This window comes from Nocardia vulneris, assembly GCF_001613425.1.
Taxonomy (GTDB): Bacteria; Actinomycetota; Actinomycetes; order Mycobacteriales; family Mycobacteriaceae; genus Nocardia; species Nocardia vulneris.
Window position 1 is genome coordinate 325,389 of record NZ_BDCI01000004.1, and the last position, 21,700, is coordinate 347,088.

Annotated in this window: 14 protein-coding genes and 1 tRNA gene; 3 read left to right on the forward strand and 12 right to left on the reverse strand. The window is 69.1% G+C overall.

Annotated elements, in window-relative coordinates; genetic code table 11:
- The first annotated feature begins 25 nt into the window (after positions 1–25).
- A complete protein-coding gene (locus NVU01S_RS07550; RefSeq protein WP_043663502.1) occupies positions 26–1,180 on the forward strand; it encodes a PucR family transcriptional regulator in 1,155 nt (384 codons plus the stop codon).
- A 3-nt stretch (positions 1,181–1,183) separates the two neighbouring features.
- Here the strand turns inward: NVU01S_RS07550 and acpS are convergent, their stop codons facing one another.
- The gene (acpS, locus tag NVU01S_RS07555; protein WP_014982362.1) at positions 1,184–1,621 is read right to left on the reverse strand and encodes a holo-ACP synthase AcpS; all 438 of its coding nucleotides are present in this window, start codon (positions 1,619–1,621) and stop codon (positions 1,184–1,186) included.
- Positions 1,622–1,632: 11 nt separating this feature from the next.
- Positions 1,633–11,010 carry a type I polyketide synthase gene (locus NVU01S_RS07560; RefSeq protein WP_043663500.1) on the reverse strand — a complete coding sequence of 3,126 codons (9,378 nt, stop codon included), beginning with the start codon at positions 11,008–11,010 and terminating at the stop codon, positions 1,633–1,635.
- A gap of 386 nt (positions 11,011–11,396) precedes the next feature.
- On the opposite strand from NVU01S_RS07560, the gene NVU01S_RS07565 reads away from it, so the two are divergent.
- A tRNA-Leu gene (locus tag NVU01S_RS07565) sits at positions 11,397–11,481 on the forward strand.
- A 451-nt stretch (positions 11,482–11,932) separates the two neighbouring features.
- Here NVU01S_RS07565 and NVU01S_RS07570 read toward each other — a convergent pair.
- On the reverse strand, positions 11,933–12,973 hold the full coding sequence (locus NVU01S_RS07570; protein WP_043663498.1) for a ferredoxin--NADP reductase: 1,041 nt from the start codon (positions 12,971–12,973) through the stop codon (positions 11,933–11,935).
- Between the two features lie 142 nt (positions 12,974–13,115).
- On the opposite strand from NVU01S_RS07570, the gene NVU01S_RS07575 reads away from it, so the two are divergent.
- Positions 13,116–13,397 (forward strand): hypothetical protein, encoded by a 282-nt coding sequence (locus tag NVU01S_RS07575; RefSeq protein WP_043663494.1) that lies wholly within the window; start codon positions 13,116–13,118, stop codon positions 13,395–13,397.
- 7 nt (positions 13,398–13,404) lie between these two features.
- Here the strand turns inward: NVU01S_RS07575 and NVU01S_RS07580 are convergent, their stop codons facing one another.
- From NVU01S_RS07580 to NVU01S_RS07620, 9 genes are read right to left on the reverse strand one after another with little or no spacing between them, the layout of a single operon-like run.
- On the reverse strand, positions 13,405–14,385 hold the full coding sequence (locus NVU01S_RS07580) for an MlaD family protein (protein ID WP_043663491.1): 981 nt from the start codon (positions 14,383–14,385) through the stop codon (positions 13,405–13,407).
- Positions 14,382–15,455: an MlaD family protein gene (locus tag NVU01S_RS07585; protein ID WP_052280122.1), complete on the reverse strand. Its 1,074-nt coding sequence runs from the start codon at positions 15,453–15,455 to the stop codon at positions 14,382–14,384. The genes NVU01S_RS07580 and NVU01S_RS07585 overlap by 4 nt, the downstream gene beginning before the upstream one ends.
- The gene (locus tag NVU01S_RS07590; RefSeq protein ID WP_043663488.1) at positions 15,452–16,552 is read right to left on the reverse strand and encodes an MlaD family protein; all 1,101 of its coding nucleotides are present in this window, start codon (positions 16,550–16,552) and stop codon (positions 15,452–15,454) included. Before NVU01S_RS07590 ends, NVU01S_RS07585 begins: the two co-directional genes overlap by 4 nt.
- On the reverse strand, positions 16,553–17,578 hold the full coding sequence (locus tag NVU01S_RS07595; protein ID WP_082031797.1) for an MlaD family protein: 1,026 nt from the start codon (positions 17,576–17,578) through the stop codon (positions 16,553–16,555).
- Positions 17,566–18,582 carry an MlaD family protein gene (locus NVU01S_RS07600; RefSeq protein WP_063775901.1) on the reverse strand — a complete coding sequence of 339 codons (1,017 nt, stop codon included), beginning with the start codon at positions 18,580–18,582 and terminating at the stop codon, positions 17,566–17,568. The genes NVU01S_RS07595 and NVU01S_RS07600 overlap by 13 nt, the downstream gene beginning before the upstream one ends.
- Complete coding sequence (locus NVU01S_RS07605; RefSeq protein ID WP_156161389.1) at positions 18,579–19,631, reverse strand: MlaD family protein; 1,053 nt, start codon at positions 19,629–19,631, stop codon at positions 18,579–18,581. Before NVU01S_RS07605 ends, NVU01S_RS07600 begins: the two co-directional genes overlap by 4 nt.
- Positions 19,628–20,491, reverse strand: coding sequence for an ABC transporter permease (locus tag NVU01S_RS07610; RefSeq protein WP_043663482.1), 864 nt, complete (start codon positions 20,489–20,491; stop codon positions 19,628–19,630). Before NVU01S_RS07610 ends, NVU01S_RS07605 begins: the two co-directional genes overlap by 4 nt.
- Complete coding sequence (locus tag NVU01S_RS07615; RefSeq protein WP_043663767.1) at positions 20,488–21,327, reverse strand: MlaE family ABC transporter permease; 840 nt, start codon at positions 21,325–21,327, stop codon at positions 20,488–20,490. Before NVU01S_RS07615 ends, NVU01S_RS07610 begins: the two co-directional genes overlap by 4 nt.
- Positions 21,324–21,674, reverse strand: a complete 351-nt coding sequence (locus NVU01S_RS07620) for a hypothetical protein (RefSeq protein WP_156161388.1) — start codon at positions 21,672–21,674, stop codon at positions 21,324–21,326. The genes NVU01S_RS07615 and NVU01S_RS07620 overlap by 4 nt, the downstream gene beginning before the upstream one ends.
- Between the last annotated feature and the right edge of the window lie 26 nt (positions 21,675–21,700).

Below are 21,700 nucleotides of genomic sequence, written 5' to 3' on the forward strand. Positions count from 1 at the left end.
CCGAAAGAGAGTTACCCTCCAGTTAATGGCGACTCGTCCGACCCCCGCGGACCGCCGCGCCCTGCTGGCTCGGCTGCTCACCCATGCCACCGATCTGACCACCACCGCGATCGAACGGATGCGCGTCGAGGTGCCCTCCTACGGGCGGCTGGACACCGAACAGATCCTGCCCACGGCGGTGAGCACCGTCGAGCAGGTGCTGCGCACCCTGGCCGCCGAGAGCGAGCTGACCGAGCCCGAACTGGCCCTGTTCACCGAGCACGGCAAAACGCGTGCTCGGCAAGGGATTCCGGTGCACGAGATGTTCAACGGCTGGCGCTTCGCGGTGCGGGTGGCGACCGACGAGACCATCACCATGGGCCGTAAGCTCGGCCTGACCGACCGGCAGTTGCTCGACCTGGCCAATGACATTCTCGCCGTGACCGATTCGGCGATCCTCGCGGTGGCGCGCGGGCATCTGGAAGTGGAATTCCAGCAGACCCTGCACGACCAGCAACACCGGTCCGATCTGGTGCGCGGCATCCTGTTCGGCACCCTCGCCGCCGCCGAAATCCGGTTTCAGGCAGAGCGTTACGGCCTCGACTCGTTCCGCGTCTACCACGCGGTGCGTGCCCGGCCGAGCGCCGCCGTGCCGGCCGAAGCGTTGGTCAGGGCGCTCGAGCCCGCGGGCGATCGGCCGCACGCGCTGTTCGCGGTCATCGACGGCGATATCGCCGGAATCGTCGACACGGCACCGACCGTCGAGCTCCCGACCGCGGTCGGGATCGGCCCGGCCGCCCGGCTGGACCGGATGGAACCGTCGTTCCTGCGCGCCACCCGTGCGATGGCGACCGCCGACGCCTTCGAGCTCACCGGCGTGCACACCCTGGCCGACCTCGGGCTGCTGCCCGCGGTGCTGGCCGACAGCGAGGTGGGCGAGGAACTCGATCGGCGCTATCTGCTGCCGCTGGGTGAAAGCGAAAGCGCGGCAACGCTGCTCGACACCGCGCAGCACTACCTCAGCAACGGCATGCGGGTGGACCACACCGCGAAAGAGATGGGCCTGCACACCAATACGGTCCGCTACCGGCTGCGCCGCTTCCAGGATCTGGTCGGGATCGATCTCACCGATCCCGACCGAGCCCTGGAAGCGTGGTGGGCGCTGCAGCGCAGGCGGCTGCGGCGCACCCACCGGGACTGATCGTCAGCCCTGGCCTTCGCGGCCCGCGATCAGATCCGCCAGTTCGCCCGGGTCCTCCAGCACCACCATCGCGGCGGCCATGTCGCCGTCGTGCGTGAGCGACAGGTGCACCCGTGCGCGCGGCAGGAATTCGGCGGCGAGGCCGTGCAACTTGATGCTCGGCCTGCCCCACGCGTCGTTGACCACTTCGATCAGCGGGTACGGGTTGTCACCGATCTGCGGGCGGCGGGCGAACCGAGACGATGCCCACGCCTTGAGCACCGCCTCCTTCGCCGCCCACCGCGCCGCATAGCTGCGTGCCGGATCGGTCCCCTTGCTCTGACAGTAGCGTCGCTCGCCCGCGGTGAAACTTTCCCGGAGCATGGTGGTTCCGGCACGTTCGAGCTGTTCGGCGAACTCGGAGACAGTCACCAAGTCCAAGCCGATACCGAGGATCGTCATAGAGCGGGAGCCTACGACGCGCTCTGGCCGCTCGCGCGCGAACCATCCGCCGCGAGTTGCGCATCCGATACCGCCGCACCGCACGCGAAGCCGTCGGCCCGGTACGCGCCGTCCCCACCGAGGCGTGCCTCGGTCGACAACAACACGTCGGCCTCGAGCTGCCGCGACTGCTTGGCCGGGGTGCCGTCGCCGCCGAGGCGACGGTCGGCCGGGCGCTCGTACAGCGGCGCGCCGCCGCACATGGCCTCGGCGAAGCGCTGCCGGCCCGCGAGCTGACGCTCCTGCGCCTGCCGCTGGTAGGCCTCGCGCCGGGACGGCTCGATCGCCTGGATGAACGCCTCCGGATGCACCACCGCGAGCAACCCGTTGACGTGCCCGAAGCCGAGCGAGGTCAGCAGGCCCGCCTTCAGCGGGAAGCGCTCGCCGAAGCGCAGCGGCTCCCGGGCCCACACCAGGTGCGGGTAGGCCTGCATCTTGTCGTCGACACAGTCCAGGCTCCGGTTCGGCGGCACCACACCGTTTTCCAGCACCTGGCACAGGCCGATCAGCTGGAACGCGGCCGCGCCGCCCTTGGCGTGTCCGGTCAGGCTCTTCTGCGAGACGACGAACAGCGGTGCGCCCGCGGACCGCCCGATGGCCGTGGCCAGGCGGGTGTGCAGCTCGGACTCGTTGGGGTCGTTCGCCGCGGTCGAGGTGTCGTGCTTGGACAGCACCGCGATGTCGTCCGGGGTGACGCCGAGCTTGCGCAGTTCGGCGGCGATCCGGGACTCGCGCCCGCCGCGGCCCGCGCCGAGCGCACCGAGGCCGGGGGCCGGGATGGAGGTGTGCACGCCGTCGGCGAAGGACTGCGCGAACGCGACCACGCCGAGCACCGGCAGGCCCATCTCCACCGCCACGTCACCGCGGGCGAGCAGCACGGTGCCGCCGCCCTGCGATTCCACGAAGCCGCCGCGGCGACGGTCGTTGGCGCGGGAGAAATACCGATCGCTGATGCCCTTGGCGCTCATGGCCGCCGAGTCCGCGGTGGCGGACATGTCACCGAAGCCGACGATGCCCTCGATGCCGAGATCGTCGAAGCCGCCGGCCACCACCAGGTCGGCCTTGCCGAGGCGGATCTTGTCGACGCCCTCCTCGACCGACACCGCGGCCGTGGCGCACGCCGCCACCGGGTGCACCATCGCGCCGTAGCTGCCGACGTAGGCCTGCACCACGTGCGCGAGCGCCACGTTCGGCAGCGCCTCCTGCAAGATGTCGTTCGCCCGCGACTCGCCGAGCAGGTTGTCGATGTACAGCGAGCGCATCGAGGACATGCCGCCCATACCGGTGCCCTGGGTGTTGGCGACCTGGCTCGGGTGCACCCAGCTCATCAGCTCGGCCGGACTGAAGCCGGAGCTGATGAACGCGTCCACGGTGCAGACGACGTTCCACAGGGCGACGCGGTCGATGGAGTTCACCATCTCTGCGGAGATGCCCCAGACGGTCGGATCCCAGCCGGTGGGGATCTGGCCGCCGACGGTGCGCGACAGCTTGGCCCGGCGCGGCACCCGAATCTCGGTGCCCGCCTTACGGATCACCGTCCAGTCGCCCGAATCCGGCACCGGCACGATCACCGTGTGCTCGGGGTCGGCCTCGTGGAAGGCGCGGGCCTCGGCCTCGCCGCCGACCGTGAAGGTCAGGTCCTGATCGAGGAACACCGAGGTCACCAGCGGCGCGCTGTTGTCGACCATGGCGCCGTCGTCGCCGTAGCGGCGCACGCCGCAGCGCGCGATCACCACGTCGTGGTACTTCTCGGCCAGTTCCGACTCCGGCACGTAGTCACCGGTTTCGGCGTCGTACCAGCCCGGCTTGGGATCGTTCTCCCAGGTGACCAGGCCGGTGGTCCAGGCGAGTTCGAGCACGCCCGCGGCCGAGAGCTGGTCTTCGACCTCCATCTCGAACCGGGTGCGCGCCGAGCCGTACGGGCCGAGCTCGCCGGCTCCGACGATCACCACCATGTCGGCGAGATCGGCGGTGACCGTGCCCCATTCGGGCACCGGCAGCGCCGAGGTCAACGCGGGCGGTGCGGGCAGCGCCGAAATGGTCGCGGCCGCATCGGCTTGCGCGGTCTCGGCGGCCGCCTGCTCCGCGGCCTGCTTGGCCAGTGCGGGCAGATCGAGTTTGGCCCTGGCCAATCCGCCGGTCAGGTCGATCTGCTGCGGGCCGGCCAGGGTGACCTGGCGCGCCCGCGAGGTGCACCACTTGAGCAGCTCGTCGGCCATCTCGGTGGTCGACCAGGTCTGCACGCCGGCCTCTTCCACCGCGGCGACCATCGGATCGTTGTGGCCCATCAGCCCGGTGCCGCGCACCCAGCCGATCAGCGCGTGCACCAGGGTGACCCGCGCGGACCACGACTTCTCCGCCCGCCACTTGGCCACCACCGCGTCCAGCGCGGCCTTCGACTCGCCGTACGCGCCGTCGCCGCCGAACATGCCGCGGTTGGGCGAACCCGGCAGCACCACATGCAGTTTCGCGTCGACGTCGTGGTCGGCGCCGAGCACCGACAGCCCGCCGATCAGCCGCTCGACCGACCAGAGCAGCACGCGCATCTCCATTTCCGCGCGCGCACCGGCGTCGGAAAGGTCACCGGCCACCCGCGGCGCCGCGAACGGCAGCAGCATGGTCGGCGTCATCGCGTCCTTGGTCTTGATCTTCGCGCCGCCGGCGTTGTCCACCTGCTCGGTGCCGATCCACTCGATGAGCGCATCGATGTCCTGGTAGGACGCCATGTTGGCGGGCACGACCCACAGCGCCGCGCCGTGCCGGGCGTTGTCGCGGTAGAGCTTGCGGTAGAAGGCGAGCCGGTTGTCGTCGAGACCCGAGGTGGTCACCACGACGGTGGCGCCGCCGCCGAGCAGTCGCCCGGTCACCGCGGCCGCGATGGAACCCTTGCTCGCGCCGGTGATCACCGCGATATCGGCGGACCAGATGCCGCGATCATCGGTGCTCAGCGCGGCCTCGGCGATCTGCGCGTAGACCCCGGCCAGCACCGAACGGGCCTCGTGCTTGGCCCGCTCGCGCCACCAGTTCGCCTGCGCGGCAACGGCGTCACCCGCGCCGAGGTAACCGGTCACCGGCAGTGCCGCGGTCTCGGCGTCGTCGCCGAGCCACAGCCGGGCCAGATCTTCACGGGCCGTGGCCCACCGGTCGTCGAGCAGCACGGCCTTGCGCGCGTCGAACGCGGGCGCGACCAAACGCGGCCAGTCCGAACCCAATTCGGCCGAGACCAGATCGACCAGCGAGGTGTCGGTCGCCTCCGGCGCGGACACCTGCTCGGTCAGGCCGAGCTGATCGAGCACCACCCGGGCGGCCGTGGCGAGCACGCCGTCACGTCCGGTGATCTGCTCGGTGAACTCGCCGAGCGCGGCCGCGTCGACGGTGGCACCGCCGCCGCCACCGGCCGAGGGCAACGACACCGCGACACCGCGACGCGCGGCGACCGCCTGCACGGCGGCGTCGACGGCGGCGTCCACCGCGGCACCGTCCCCCAGCGAACCGCTGACCAGGCCACCGAGTTCGCCGCCGCGGACACTCGCGCCCTCGCGGGTGCCGAGCGAAACCTCGGCGGTGACGTGGCTGGCCCAGCCGTCACCGAGTTCCCAGACCTTCTTCACCCGTTCGGCGATCGCGGCCGGGCGCTTGCCCGACGGACCGAACACCTTGCGCAGGTGATCGCCGATCGAGTCGGTCAGTACCGAGCCGAACGGCTTGTAGGTGCGGGCGAGCCGCTCCACGGTCGCGGCGAGCGCACCCATGTCCGCGTCCGCCGCGCCGTCGATGGCGCCGAGCGAGAGTTCCGAACCGAGGTCGACCAGCAGCTGGTTGCGGCGCGAGGACACACCGTCGCACAGGCCCTCGATGGTGTCGACCGGGCCGATCTGATCCAGCCGCAGCTTCGTCCACAGCGCGATGAGCACCCGGGTGGCGTCGGCGGCGGTGAAGACGATGTCGTCCGGGCGGGGGCCGCCGGAGCTCGGCGCCGGTGCGGCGACAGGCGCCGCCGTCGCGACGGACGCTGCGGCCGTGGGGGTTTCGGCGACCTCGTCGGCAGGCTCGTCGACCGGCGCCGGATCGGTGTCGGTCGAGTAGACGATCCCGGCCTCGCGCTCGATGTTGAGCACCTCGACCGTGGTGCCGCTGAACGCGGGCAGCTTCAGGGTCTGACTGGCCAGGTTCGCCACGGTCGGGGTTGCGCCCAAACCGATTTCGACGAAGCGCTCCACGCCGAGACCGCCCGAGGCGATATCGGTGAACAGCAGATCCTGGGTCTCGATCCAGCGCACCGGGCTGGCGAACTGCCAGGCGAGCAGCTCGACGAGCACCACGCGGCACAGCTCGGTCGGGCGCGCGGCCCAGCCCTCGAAGTCCGCCAGCACCGCGGCGAGCGGCTCGGACGGCACCAGATCCGCGATCTCCTGGACGAATTCGCGCTCCAGCGAGAACGGACGCGGCACCAGGTTCGGGATGTAGCGGCCGACCAGGACCTCCGGATGCAGGTCGGCGGGCAGCAGCTGCTCGAGCTTGTGCCGGAACTCCGGCACGCCCTTGCGCAGCACGGTGGAGTGGAACGGAACATCGATGCCGGGCACCAGGATGTAGGCCCGCTTGCCGCCGAATTCGGTACGGCGACGGTCGATCTCGGCCTCCAGCGCTTCGAGTCCGGCCACCGTGCCCGCGATCGCATACTGCGAACCGCGCAGATTCAGGTTGACCACCTCGAGGAACTCGCCGACCTGGGCGCCGATGCCGGCGACGAAGTCGATCACCTCGTCGTCGGGCAGCCCCATCTGCGAGGGCCGGATGGCGGCCATCCGATAGTCGCTGCGGCCCTTGTCATCCCGCGGCACCAGCTCGTGCATCGCCGAGCCGCGCTGGAACACCACCTCGAGCACCGCCTCCAGCGGCAGCACACCGGCCACGGCGGCGAGCGCGTTGTACTCACCGACCGAATGCCCGGCCAGCATCGCGCCCTCGATGAACGCACCGGCCTCCCGCAGTTCGGCCACCTGGGCGACACCGAGTACCGCCATCGCGACCTGGGTGAACTGGGTCAGGTGCAGCACGCCGTCCGGGTGCCGGTGTTCGACACCGCGCGCCTTGAGATAGGTCGGATTGTCACGCACCACAGCGAGAATCGAGAAGCCGAGCGCGTCGCGGGTGTGCTTGTCGGCACGGTCCCAGATGGCCTTCGCGGCCTTGGACCGGGTGCGCGCGTCCAGACCCATGCCCTTGCGCTGGATGCCCTGGCCCGGGAACGCGTAGACGGTCCGCGGCGTAGCGGTGCGACCGGTCGCGGTCATCACGAGATCGCCTGCGGCACGGCAGGACACCTCGATGATCTCGCTGCCCGCGTCCACCGCGACGCGCTCGACCCGCACGTCGATTTCCGCGCCGGGGCGAACCATGCCGAGGAACCGGGTGGTCCAGGCGGTCAGGGTCCGGGCCGGAACCGTGCTGTCCGGGTCGACCGCCGACACCGCGTGCTGGGCCGCGGCCGAGAGCCACATGCCGTGCACGATCGGGCTGCCCAGGCCGGCCAGCTTGGCCGCGGCATCGCTGGTGTGGATGGGGTTGTGATCGCCGGAGACCGCGGCGAAGGCGTGCATGGTGCGCGGCGCGACCATGGTCACGTCACGGCGACGCCGGCGCGGGGTGTCGGTCGCGGTGTCGGCGACCGTACCCGCCGCACGCGGCGGATCGGTCAGCTCGCCCGCGCCGTTGCGGCCGCGGATGGCGAACCGCTCGGTGAGCGTGGCGACCGTCGGCATGGACAGCCCGGTTTCCGGCCGATCCAGCAGACCCGCGATCCGCACCCGCACCTCGACCACGCGGCCGAGATCGGTGTCGAGGGTCTCCCCCGCCTCCGCGCGGACCGCGAGAACGCTTGGGCTGGTGGGCAGTTCGCCCACCAGGTGAATCTGGTGATCGAGGTGAACGAGATCGAGCATCCCCTCGATGACGCTGGTGCCATCGGCGGCACGGGCCGCGCCGAGCACCGCGAACACGGCGGGCCAGCAGGCCCCGACCAGCACGTCGGGGACGGTGCGCCCGAGCGTGCTCAGCGCCGACGGCAGACCCGAACCGGTCACGCCCGCGTGATCGGCGATGAGATCGGGGGTCCACGCGATGTTGAGGTGGGCGACCTTGCCCTTCACCTCGGGCAGGTCCTGCCCGGCGGCCACGGCGAGCAGCGCCGACATCGCCGCGGTGGCGTCGGCCTCGGTGACCACCGGCGCGCCACCGTTGTAGACGGCGGTCGGCACGGTGATCCGGATGCGAACCACGTTGCTGCCCAACAGCGGAACGGTCAGCTCGACGTACGCGTGCTCAGCGACCGGACCGGTGGTCTCGGTAAGTGTGGCGCCGCTCGGCGGGTGCACCGCACCCTTGCCGTCGACGGTCCACTCCGACAGCTCACCGAGCCGGTGCACCGGGTTGACCGTGGTGCGCCCGGACCATTCGAGGTCGGGCGCGGCCAGCACGGTGTCGATCGCTCCGGTCGTCACGCCCGCGACGCGGCGCGCGTCGATCGCGACCGGCACCACACCGGCCCGCACCAGCGAGTAGGCCGTGTCCTGCTCGAAGCGGTCGAGCAGCTCGCCCACCGGCTCGTCGACCCGGGTGATCCCGGCGACCGCGACGGTGCCCGGGATGATGCACACCTGATCGGCGGAGTAGCGCGGATCATGGGCCTGCCACAGCGAATCCGAGCGCCACCAGCGGCGCACGTCACCGTCGACGACGGGCACGAAGTTCACCGGCTTGCCGGGGGTCTTGCACAGCGCGACGAAGAACGGCACATCGGCCGGGTGCAGCTGGGTGTGCGCGGCCGCCGGGTACCGCTCCTGCAGCGCGCACAGCGCCGCGACCGGGTTCTCGAAGGCGTCGTCGGTCGGGAACAGCGTCGGGATCTCGCCGCGGTCGGCCGGATGCAGCCGGGATTCGGTGCGGCGCATCATTTCCGCGAAACGATCGCGCCAGCTGATGTCGAGCCACAGCGAGCGGGTGGCGTCGGCGATCGCGTCACCGATATCGCTGCCGCAGTCGAAGTCCTTGCGGCGGTCCAGGCCGACCGCGAGCTCGACGTAGCGCTGCAACCAATCCTGGTAGGTCATCGTGGCGACGTCACCGAAATACGGCTTGGCCGTGCCGTTCAGCGCCGCGATGATCTCGTCTCGGCGCGCGGCGACGGCGTCGGCGTCCCCGGCGACCTCGTCCAGCAGCCGGCCGGTGCGCGAGGCGGCGTTGTCGATCTCGTGGATGTCGGCGCCCAATTGGCTACGGCCCGAGGCCATCCCGCCGGACGCGGTGCCCGCACCGACCCAGTCGGGGGTGCCGGGGGTGTCCACCAGCAGCTGCTTCACCTCGGGGGCGGTCGTCGCCTCCAGCGTCGCCATCGCGGCCGTGCCGATCAGCACGCCGTCCAGCGGCATCACCGGGTAGCCGTGGGCGCTCGCCCACGCGCCGGTGAGGTATTCCGTTGCGCGCTCCGGGGTTCCGATGCCGCCGCCGACGCAGACCACCACGTTGTCCCGGCTGCGCAGCTCGGCGTAGGTCTCCAGCAGCAGGTCGTCCAGGTCTTCCCAGGAGTGGTGCCCGCCGGCCTTGCCGCCCTCGATGTGCATGATCACCGGGTAGTCCGGCACCTCGTCGGCGATCCGCAGCACGGCCCGGATCTGCGCGACCGTGCCCGGCTTGAACGCGACATGCGAGATGCCGACCTCGGTGAGCTCGTTGATCAGTGCGACGGCTTCCTCGAGCTCGGGAATACCGGCGGTGACGATGACGCCGTCGAACGGCGCGCCCGCGGTGCGGGCCTTCTGCACCAGGCGCTTCCCGCCCAGCTGCAGCTTCCACAGGTAGGGGTCGAGGAACAGCGAGTTGAACTGCACCGCGCGACCCGGCTGCAACAGCGTCTTCAGCTCGGCCACCCGGTCGGCGAAGATCTGCTCGGTCACCTGACCGCCACCGGCGAGTTCGGCCCAGTGGCCCGCGTTCGCCGCCGCCGCAACGATTTTCGCGTCGACAGTGGTCGGGGTCATGCCCGCGAGCAGGATCGGCGAGCGACCGGTGAGTTTGGTGAACGCGGTCTCCACCACGATGCGGCCGTTCGGCAGGCGCACGGGGCGCGGCGCGAACTCCGTCCACGCGGCGGCGGTTTCCGGCGCGGCGCCCGGGGTGAGCAGGCTGCGCTGTCCGGCGCGGGTTGCGGCGGCCACGATGCCGACGCCGGTGCCCTTCAGCGAACCACCGGTCAGCCGGGACAGCAGGTCGCCGGGGCCGAGGTCCAGAATCCATTGCGCGCCGGCGGCGACCACACCGTCGACGATCTCCACCCAGTCGATCGGGTCGACCAGGATCTCCTGCGCGAGCGCGCCGGCCAGCGCCGCGTCCAGCCCGCACTGGGTGGCCCACGAGGTCACCAGATCGACGGTGTCGGCCAGGGCCGGGTGGTGGAACGCGACATCGACGGCCACGTCCTCGAACACCGGCGCGAAGATCGCGCCACCGCGCACCTTGCCCTCGCGCTCGGCGGCCTGCTTGTCATGGATCTGGGCGCAGCGCTGGCGCACCCGCTCCAGTTGCGCGGGAGCGCCGGACAGCACCGCGCGCCGGCGTCCGTTCCGGATCGACACCACCGCGGCCGCCGCCGGGTCGACACCCTCGGACACCTCGGCCACCACGGCGCGCAGCTGCTCGGGGTCAACGTTGGACACCGCGACCATCGGCGAGCGCTCACCGACGGGCATCAGCCCGCGCCGGCGCGCCACCAGACCCGCGGCGGCACCGATCAATTGGGCCAGCGCGAGGATCTCGGCGTCGCGCTGACCGCCGGCCTCCACGGCCGTCGCCGCCAACCTGCCCTGCGAGTGCCCCACGATCGCCACCGGCGCGTGTGCGGCCGGGTCGAGACCCTGCAGCCGCAGCGCGCGCATCGCGGCCACCTGGGAGAGCAACACACCCGGCATCGAGACCGCGGCCGAACGCAGCACCTGCGCCGGCGGCGCGGCCGAGACCTCACCCAGCTCGGTGTCGACCAGATCGTCTTCCAGCATCCAGCCCACCGGATCGAAGCCGACCGGGCGCACCACGAGCAGCTGCGCCGACACCGGCTCCAGCATCGCCTCCGCCTCGTTCACCAGAGCGGTGAGTTCCGGCTCCAGCGCGCTGTCGCGGCTGATGTCGGCGAGCTCGTCGAGCCACTGCGCGCCCTGCCCACCGAACGCGAGCGCATACGGCGTCCCGTTCAACAGGTGGTCCAGCAGCGGCGACCGCGTACCTCCCGCGCGGGTGGCTCCACCGACCTTCGCGCTCTGTCCGGTACCGGCCTCGGTGCTCTCGTTGATCGTCAAGGCAGCTCGACTTCCTTCTCCTGGCGACATGCCCTCCGAGACACGCCGCTTCCTCCGGGCGCAGGTGATCCTCAGCGTTGGGGCCTGATAACGGCGAGGATTCCACAGAATCATGAGGAAATCCTCACGTTTGCTCGCCGGCGACGGCGCTACCCTCGAGTATTTCGGTACTTCCGTACCAGAATCGCGACAAACATGACCCCTCCTCATGTTTGAACGCGCTGGTCTACCCGGTTACCAACACGTAGGAAACATGAGTGCTCCTCATGTTGAGATTTATCAAATCGTTATAATCCCTGGTAGGGTTACCGACCAGTACGCCACGCCCGCCCGGAGCTTCGCGAACTCGGTCAAGCCCGGTAGAGTTTGGACGGTCGTACCATCACGCGCGAGTGGCGAAATTGGCAGACGCGCCAGATTTAGGTTCTGGTGTCCACGGACGTAGGGGTTCAAGTCCCCTCTCGCGCACCATTCGGTGACACCCGCGTCGGGTTTTGGAGCCACCCCGCTCCTGAACCCGACACATATGCCCTCACCAGCGCTCTTTCAAACATTCCCCCGCTCGCGCCGCGCGTCGGCCCGCGCACGCACGTGATTGCGACACACGCGAGAGATTTGCTCGGCGGAGTCAGGAACCAGCCGCGTACCCGACCGGCTGGCCTCTTCGGGATAACGGGCCGGTCGCTGGTCCAGAACTGACGAAGCCGCACCACGTCGGCGTGTCTCCCCTGCCACGTTTCCCCGAATCGATGCCAACCCAGCAACCAAGGTGTATGAGCCCCCGACCACGCTCCCCGAAGCCCCAACCCGGCCCCGGCACACCACCGCAACGCTGTAGCACTCAACGGCAGCGACCGGTCGTAAGCCGATGTTCGGTTCGAAGACCTGACCGCTGCGTCCGACGCGCGAGGGCAAGGCAGGGCTATTGGTCGAAGGCGATGAAGATTTCGTCGGTTTCCGGGAGGGACTGGCAGGCGAGGGTCAGGCCCTGCTGCACGTCTTTCTCGGGGAGAGAATCGTTCAGCACCATGCGGGTTCGGCCTTTGCGGACCGAGCACACGCAGGTGCCGCAGATCGATTCACGGCAGACGTAGGGCACGTCGATGCCTTGTTCGAGCAGCACATCGAGCAGCTTCTCCTGTCGGGGCCAGGTCAGCGTGTGGCGGTCACCGTCGATCTCGACCTCGAGGGTCGCACCGTCGGCGCCGGGCGACCCGGGCGACGACGTCGGTTCGGGCTGTTCGAAGGGGTTCTCGGTCAGCGAGCGGTACTCCTCCCGGTGCATCCGGGAGGCGGGTACGCCCAGACCTGCCAGCGCGGCCGCGGCCACGGCCATGAACCCGGCAGGCCCGCAGAGGTAGGTCGCACGCGCCGCGAACGGTGCGACCAGCGGGGTAAAGGCAGCCGCGTCCGGCACTCCCCGATCCGTTTCGAACCAGTGCCGGACCTGGAAGCGGTCCGGATGCTCACGCGTGAGCTGTTCGAGCTGGCCGGCGAAGATCGTGGACTCCGGGTCACGGTTGGCGTAGATCAGAACGACGTCTCCCGTGCCGCACGCCAGCACCGTTTTGATGATCGACATGACCGGCGTGATCCCACTGCCCGCCGCCAGCAGCAGCAGGTCCCCGTTCGTACCGTCGGGCCCGAACGTCCCGGAAGGCTCGAGCACGGTCAGGGTCGATCCGGGAACAATGTTGTCGCACAACCAATTCGACGCGTATCCGCCCGCTACCCGCTTGACGGTCACGGTCAGCACCTCGTCACGATGCGGATTGCCCGACAACGAGTAGCACCGCGCCACGGACCCGGTCTGCTCGCTCGGAACACGGACCGTGAGGAACTGCCCGCACGTGTACGCGAATCGTTCCCGCAGCTCCGGTGCGAGCCCCAGCACGATCGAGACCGCCTCGGGGGTCTCCTGGACAACGTCGTAGACACGGACGTCGTGCGCACGGCGGTTCATCTCCGGCTCCCCACTGCTCGGGCTCGATCCAGCCAGACCACAAATATTGTCACTATTCAAATATAGGACACATGTGAATAATGAGGCAATGCAAAAGACTGCTGAGTCGACCGCGGCGGCAGCGGCGGAAAGGATGACAACGATGCCCCAACCCGAATTCCGGCGCAGGATCACCGAACGCGCGGCCGGGCTGCCGCAGCCGATTCCCGTGCTGTGGTCGCTGGTCGACGGTGTGCACTACGCCGCCGATGGCGGACTGGCGCTGCTCGAGGCGATCCACACCCGCGTACACAACGGAGCAGTTCGGTGGGCGGGCGAACGGCTGGGCCTGTCCCCGGAACGCATTGTCTCCCACCTGCAATGGCACAACCGGTGCAGCACTCGGGTCTACGACGCGGCCCGTACGGCGCACTGGTACGTCTGAGCGTTTGTCAGCGGGTGGGCGGCAAAGGGGTGAGCTGTAGCTGTACCACCCCATCCGGGCTGACCGAGTTCACCGCCTGCGTGATCAGTGCGGACAAGTCCAGGCCGCGCACCGATCCCGCGCCGTGATCCAGCAGCGGGCCGAGTACCGGATACAGCCGCTGTGCGTCGGGCCCGATGCGATTCAGGTAGTCGTCCACCTTCGACAGGAACGGCAGGAGACCGGTGCCGGTGGCGTAGGCCTCGGGTACGGGACGGGCGTTGAGGAGCTGCTGGAGCGAGTCGACCACACCTTGCACCTTGACACCGAACTGATCGAGTTGTGGTCCGCCATCGGCCATGTCGACTCCGGCCCGCGCGACGTCGGGGCCGGGTACCTGGAGATTGGTGAGCAGCTCGCGCAGGTTCGGGAGCCGCGCGAGCAGCGTGGACGCCAGCAGGTCCGCGGCCCGGGTGAGGTCGGGAATGACCACGTCGGTACCGGTCAGAGCTCGCGAGAAGGTGGCGACGAGACCGGCGAGGGCCTGCGGATCGAGTTGCCGCAGCAGCGATGTCACCGTGCGGGCGACGTCCGGAATCGAACGGGGGGTGCGCACCAACTCTGTGCGGATGCGTTGCCCGTCAACGACATACGGTGGTTTACCGGTGGACGATCGGAAGTCGACGTACGGCTCGCCCAGTGCGGACAGGGATTCGATGGCAACAGTGCTGTCGGCGGGCAGGCGCCGATCCGGGTCGAGGGAGAACCGAACCTCCACGCCCTCGGCGGTGTTGCGCACCGAGGTCACCTGGCCGACCTTTACTCCCGACAGCAGAATCGGCGAACGCGGCACCAGATTCGCGGCGTCCGGAATGACCATGGTGGCGCTGAGCCGATCGTCGAACCGATCGACATCGGCCACGCCGAACACCAGATACACCGAGCCGACCACCGCCACCAGCGCGATGGCGGCCAGGGAGAACACCGAAGCGGGCCGAGGTCGTCTCAACGCACCATTCCGATCATGCGCAGGGTGGCCACGATACGATCGGCCTGATCGCCGGCCGAGGGCTGTGCGGCCGACTCGGTGCCGGTCACCTCGACGCCGAAAACGTTCACCGTCGGGCGTTGCACCCACGGAATCAGCTTGTCGCGCAAGAACTCCACCAGTCGATTGAGATTCGAGGGAGCCGACAGGTTCAGCGGCCGACCGGTATTCAGCACCATCGGCACGAACGCTCGGGCCGTCGCGTCACCGGCGGTCAGCAGCGGCGCCAGCCAGGCCAGTGCGTGCGCGATGCCACCGAGTGCGCCGATGACGCCGATCACGTGGATCAGGCTTTGCGCGATCTCGGTGATGTCGACAACGCCCTGCGCTGTGAGGATTTCGTCGAACTGCGCGCGATTGTCCAGCAGCAGACGAGCATTGACATCCACGGAGTCCAAGAAGGCACCGACGTCCGCGGTGTGGGCGGCGACGTCGATCAGGTCGCGCTTCAGCACGTCGGCGAGCCGGCGCGTATCGGCCGGATCCGCGGGCAGTGCGGCATTGATGTCGTTGACGGTGTCCTGCGCCGAACGCAGTGCGCCACCGGAAACGAAGGTCGCCAGCCCCGCGAGTACGTCCTCGATCTGTAGCGCGGGTTCGGTCTGGGTGATCGGCAGCAACGCGTTCGGCGCGAGATAGGGGCCGGTCGAGGCGGCGGGGAGGTCGAGGCCGATGTACACGTCGCCGAGGATGGTGTCTTGGCGCAGTTGGGCTTTCGCGGCAGCAGGCACCTGCACCGCGGCACGGATGGCGACCTCGGAGATGACCGAGCCGCTCGCGTCCGCCGTCGGGTCGACGACGCTGACCGAGGACAGGGCGCCGATCTGGACGCCGTCGGCCATCACGCGCGCATGTGCGGGCAGGTTCAGCGCGTTGGCGAATTGGATGCGGATCGAATAGGTCGGTCCTTGCGCACCCGAACCCGGCAGGGTCAGATTCGCGGGGTCGGGCCGGCAACCCGCGACCAGAGTCAGCGCCGTGCACGCCAGCATGGCGGCACAGATGCGGCGTAAACCGTTGCGGTTGTTCATTGTGCGCGTCCGATCACGCCGAGGACCACCGTCGTCAGGTCGGTAGTGGCCAAGCCGGCGCCAGAGTTCGTGCAGCGGCCCGGCAGCAGTGCGTTCAATGCCGCACAGACCTGATCGGCCCCCGGCTGGTCCAGTGTCACCTTCGGTCCTCGATAGGCGAGGGCCAAACGTCCGGTGTTCGGGTCGGCCACGGTACGAAACCCTTTGTCCACGACAGGAATCAGGTCCAGCAGTTGCCGCAGCGAACCGGCGTGCGCGGCCGCCAGACCCAGGAAGGGCACCGTGGTGTCCAGCAGTCCCAGGATCCGTCCGCCGTATTCGGTGGTGATGTCGTTGATCCACGGCAGCAGCACCACGATCGAATTCACGATCTGGACCACCTGATCCCAGACGCTGTTGACCAATTGCAGGATCGGGGACAGTCCGGTCAGCATCTGACGCAGGTCACCCCAGCCGTTGGCAACGCTGTGGGACAGCGCGGTGAGCGCGTCGAGCAGCGATCCGATGTGCGCGATCGAGGCGTCGGGGCTGCGCAGCACCGACGCCAGCCGGGTGATGATCGTGTTCAGCGTCGGTCCGGTCCCGGTGGTGGCGCGGTCGAATTCGGTGACCGCGTTGCTGAGGGAGTCCCGGTGGGCCGGGTCGCTGCCGCCGTCGAGTTGATCGGCGAGTGTGGACAGCGCGTCCAGGGTCTGGGTGATGCTCTTGGGCGTCGCCGTTCTGGTCAGACAGGCCCGCGGTTGCCAGTCCGGCCCGGCACTGCTGTGCACCGCGAGCCGCCGATCGGCGACGATGGTGTCGGACACCGTTGTCGCGGTCGGGTCCCCGCGCAGTGGGTGCTGCGCGTCGATGCGGAAATCGACTCGGACAGCGGCATTCTCATTGGTGATCGCGGTGACGGTGCCGACCTTGATGCCGCGCAGGGTGACATCGTTGCCGACGTAGAGGCCGATGGCGTCGGGCAGGATCGCGCAATACCCGATGCGCGCTTTGGTCGGTTGCAGCAGCACGATACCGGCCACGAGCGCGAGCGCCACGACCAGCAGGCCGCCGAGCGCGGAGACGAAGCCCCGAGAAGCGAAGAGGCGGTGCACCATTCAGCACCCCCTTCCTGGGACCGGAACGCAGATCGGTGCGGCGGTGACGATCTGGTGGGACTGATCGATCGCGAAGCCTTGCGGGGTGATGAGCGCGCGCAGCCGGTCGCCGGCGCGGGCGAGTTGATCGGCGACCGAGCCGAGGCGTTGACCGAGCTGGTCGAGTTGCGGGGCGGCCGCGAGGATTCGCTCGGCGAGCGGCTCGAGCTGCTGACGCCAGGCCGGTTCGATCGCAGCCAGGCGCGAGAACAGCTCGGTGGCGACGCGCAGCGCCTCGGTGACATCGGCTCTGCGGTCGAGGATCTGCGTCTCCATCAGGCCGATCTTGGTGAGCATGGCCCCGACGATCGTGCGGGAGTCGGCGAGCATGCTCACGTATTCGTCGGCCACCGCCAGCGCACGGCTCACGTCCTCCTGCTGGGCGTCGAGCGTCGTGACCATGGTCGAGAGCGCGTCGGTCAGGGTGCGCACGGAGCCGGGGCTCTCGCGCAGCGAGGCGGTGAGGTCGGCCAGATTGCGGCGTAGGGTGTCGCCGTCGACGCCCGCCACCGGTCGTTGCGCGTCCTGCATGGCCTGTACCAGGTTGTAAGGCAGCCGGACCTTGTCCGCGGCAATCGTTTTCGATCCCAGGGGTGCCGCACCGGCCGGCTCGAGGGCAACATAGTGGCCGCCGATCGGGGTGAGCATCCGAATGTCGAGGGTGGTGTCGGCGCCGAGCCGCACCGAGTTGTCGACGGTGAAGCTCATGCGCACCGCGTCGTCGGTGAGGGCCAGCGAGCGCACCGATCCCACGGAGATGCCCGCGATGCGCACATCGTCGCCGACGCGCACCGACCCTCCGTCGCTGAGCATGGCGGTGACGGTGCGGTGACCGAAGGGCACGAGGTAGACCACGGCACTGACCGCCAGCAGCAGCACCACCACGACCACCCCGACCACGCCGAGCAGTCGCTGGATTCTCGGGTCGGTGTCGGTGCCGTAGTTCAGCTCGCGCAGCAGCCGCCACGGCGCGGTCAGCCTTTGCATACCGAAATCCTTTGTCCGGCGACGAGTATCGCGAGCGGGGCGGGTAGGTCGGCACCGCCTTTGCTGCACGTCGGCGGCGTGCCCGCGGTGCCGTCCGGCAGCAGCGCGATCATCGATTGCAACAGCCCCGGCACTTGGTTGAGCAGGTCCACCGTGGTCTGCGGATCGGGAAAGAGCAGCCGCAGATCCTGTTGGAGGTCGGGGTTGCCGGGCTCGGTGAACCCGAGGCGAGCGAGCAGGCTGTTGAGCGGCCCCAGCACCGACGGCGCGATATCGACGAAGTCCATCAGCCCTTCGAACTGCTTCTGCAGGTTCACGAACACCTCCGAGATGCCCTTGATCAGGGTCGCCGTTTCCGGCGCCTTGCCGCCCAGCTGCTGGGACACCTGCTCGAAGTTGCGCAGCAGCAGCGAGATGACGGCCTGGCGATCGGAGACATAGGCCGACAGCTTCCCGATCGCGTCGAGCGTCGCTCCGACCGCGGTTCCGTCACCTTCGATCACCGCGATCGCGTTGCGCAGGAAGTGATTCAGTGCTTCCGGCGAGAACTGGGTGAGGACCGGTTCCATCCCGTTGAACAGCGCGGTGATGTCGAAGGACGGGATCGTGTGCGCGGTCCCGATGCTGGTGCCCGCCCCGAGCCGGGCGCCGGCCTTGTCGGGTTGCTTGATGTCGAGATACCGCTGCCCGGTGAGGTTCTGGTATCGGATGGCGAGCGTGCTGGTGTCGTAGAGCGGGCGGTTGCGCTGGAGGGTGAAGCGCACCCGCGCTCGGTTGTCCTGCAGATCAATGGCGCGCACCTTGCCGACGGCGACACCGAACATGCGCACGTCGCTGTTGACGCGCAGGCCGCTCGCGTCGGTGAACACCGCCTCGAACGTGCCGGTATCCCCGTCGACGGGTCGCTGGATGGCGATGCAGATCCCGGCGAGCAGTGCGGCGATCAGCGCGGTGAACGCGACCAGCCGCACCAGCACCGCCCGGATGCTCTTGCTCTTCTTCAACGGTCTCCCCCCGTGGTCGGCCCAGCGCTACCCAGCAGCGGCACCGCGATTCCCGGCATACCGCGCACCAGGATGTCGAGCCCGACCTGCGGACCGTCCGGGGTGTCGCGGAACGTGCGGTCGAGGCGGGCGAGTAGTTCGGTCAGCTCGGCGTGGGAGCGGTCCGGGTCGGGGACCGTGCGCGCCACTTGGGTCAGCACCGTCGTCGCGCTGTCGGCGTAGCCGCCGAAATAGCCGTCGGCAGTACCGAGAACGCGGCTGATGAGAGGAAACAGCTGGTCGACGACCAGCTCGACGCCGGTGTCGAAATGTGCGCGGTCATTGCGCAGCACATCGATGTGATAGATGTTGGCGATCAGTTTGACGAAGCCGTTACCGAATGCGGCGACGCCGTCGAAGAGGGCGGCGTACTGGGCGATCAGGAACGACGAGGGGTATCGCTGGGTGTCGGCGATGGCGCGGCTCACCCCGACCATCGCCTCGATGAGCGGCGCGAAAGCTTCGACATCGGAACCGATCTGGTGCAAGACCTCGGTCAGTTGCGGCGTGAGCACCGTCAGCGTCGTCTGCGACAGTGCGCGCAACAGGGTGCCCATGGTCGCGTCCGTGACCCGGCCCGCGGCCGTGAGGTCCACCATGCTGCCGTCGTGCAGCGGTGCCCCGCCGTCGCCGCCCCGCAGCACCACCTCGCTGATACCGAACAGGTTGGCGGGCGCGTACTCCACCCGCAGGCCGTCACCGAGCCCGATCAGCTGGGTCCGGTCCAACTCCAGCGTGATCGACTGGGCACCGCCCGGCGTGCGGTCGACGGTGGCGATCCGCCCCACTTGGACGCCGTTGAACCGCACCCCGGCGCCAGGGCCGATGCCATCACCGGTTCGATTGGTGCGCAGGTGGATTCGCCACTCCCCCGGCTCACGCTGGGTGGCCGAACCATGCCACGCGAACGCGGCCAGCACCATCGCGACCACGGTGAGGGTCCCGACCGTGAACGCGGAGCGGCGCGTCGTGCGCACCCCGGGCAATCCATACGCAGGCACTGGGCTCACCCCGAGAAGGTGATCGGTGCGTTGATTCCCCACAGCACGATGGTCAGCATCATGTCGAGGGTGATGATGGCGATGAAGCTGGCCCGAACCGCGCGGCCGCTGGCGATGCCGACGCCCTCGGGACCACCGGTCGCGAAAAACCCTTGGTAGCAATGGATCAGGATCACCACGACGCTGAACACCAGCATCTTGACCACTGCGGCGACGATATCGTGCAGGTTGACGAACTGGTCGAAATAGTGGTTGTAGATGCCGGTGGATTGACCGTGCACCACCAGGACGACCGCCGAGCAGGACAGGTAGCTCAACAGCAAAGCGACCAGGAAGGTGGGCACCACCGTGATCGCACCGGCCAGCACCCGGGTGGTGACCACGAACGGAATCGAGCGCAGGCCGAGGGATTCGAGCGCGTCGATCTCCTCCGAGATGCGCATGGAGCCGATCTCGGCCGTCATCCGGCAGCCGGCCTGGGCCGCGAAGCCCACCGCCGCGGCGATCGGGGCCAGTTCGCGGGTGTTGGCGAAGGCGGAGATCACGCCCGTCATCGGACCGAGCCCGACGAGGTTCAGCGCCATGTATCCCTGGATGCCGACGCCGCCACCGATGGCGATACCGAGGATCACCAGCACCGGGACCGTGCCGCCGCCGACGAGCACCGAACCGCGACCCCAGGTCAGGTCGGTGATCATCCGCATGGTTTGGGCCCGATACCGGTGCAGCGCAATGGGAACCGACACGAACGTCGCGTAGACGAAGGCCACCGCGAAACCGATGGCCTCGACCGGCGTCGCCGCGCACAACCGTCGCGCGGCCCGGCGCAGCACACCGAGTCCGAAGGGCACGTAGGGGGTGGCCATCATGCCACCTTTGTCGGATAGAACATCGAAAGTAGCTGTGTCATACCGACGTTGACCACCGCGATGGCGACCACCGAAAGCACGACCGAGGCGTTGACGCCGTCGGCGACGCCGCGTGGCCCGCCCTTGGCCTCCAGTCCGCGCTGACAACCGATGATGACCACCAGAAAGCCGAAAACCACTGCCTTGCCGATCGAGATCGCCACATCGGTGAGAGTGGAGAAGGCCCCGAAGGTGGCCCAGTAGCTACCCGGCGTCACGCCCTGCGCGCCGGTCGCCACCGCGTATCCGGCCAGCACGCCGACGAAAATGATCAGGATGTTGAGCAGCGGCGCGACGAACAGCATGGCGACCAGCCGCGGGATGACGAGGCGATGCACGGGGCTGATCCCCATGGTCCGCAACGCGTCGATTTCCTCCCGGATCGTGCGGGCGCCGAGGTCGGCGGCAATGGTGGCGGTGCCCGCCCCGCCGAGCAGCAGTCCGGTCGCCAGCGGCGCGCCCTGCTGGATGACGCCCAGCCCGCCCGCCGCACCGAGCAGCGAATCGGCCCCCAGCTGATGAATCAGGTTGCCGACCTGCACCGAGACCACGACACCGAACGGCACCGCCATCAGCACCGCGGGCAGCGCGGTGACCGTGATCAGATACCACGCCTGCTGCACGGTCTCCCGCCCTTGGAAGTGACCCCTGATCAGGTCGCCGATCGCGCCGCGAACCGCTTCGATCGCCAGCGCGACCAGCCGTCCCAAGGTTTCGACACTAGCGCTGATCGTGCGAAAGATGTTGGCGCGCAGGACCGCCGCCGCCGAAGGACGCGCAACCGCGGCGGCCTTCATGGTCGCCACGCGCGCTCCACCGCGGCATCGGCGTCGGCCGTCGCGGACACCACCCTGGCTTCGAGCCCGCGCAGCAACGCCGGCAGCGAACCGAGCTGCCCGCCCAGGTCTTCGAGTGCGTCTTCGATGTGCTCCAGCCGTTGCGACGCGGACCGCAGCCGGGCATCGAGCCGGGACACATCGGCGGCGGTCGGCAGGTTCAACACCCCGAGCACCGCTTCTTGCACCGCGAGCACGGTCTCCCGCAGTTCACCGGTGCGCTGCAGGGCATCGGCGGCAGCCGGATGCTCCAGCACGGTGTTGACCAGTTTCACTGTCGCGCCGAAAGCGTGCTCCGCGAAGCTCATCGGGACCTCCTTGTCCATCTCGGCCG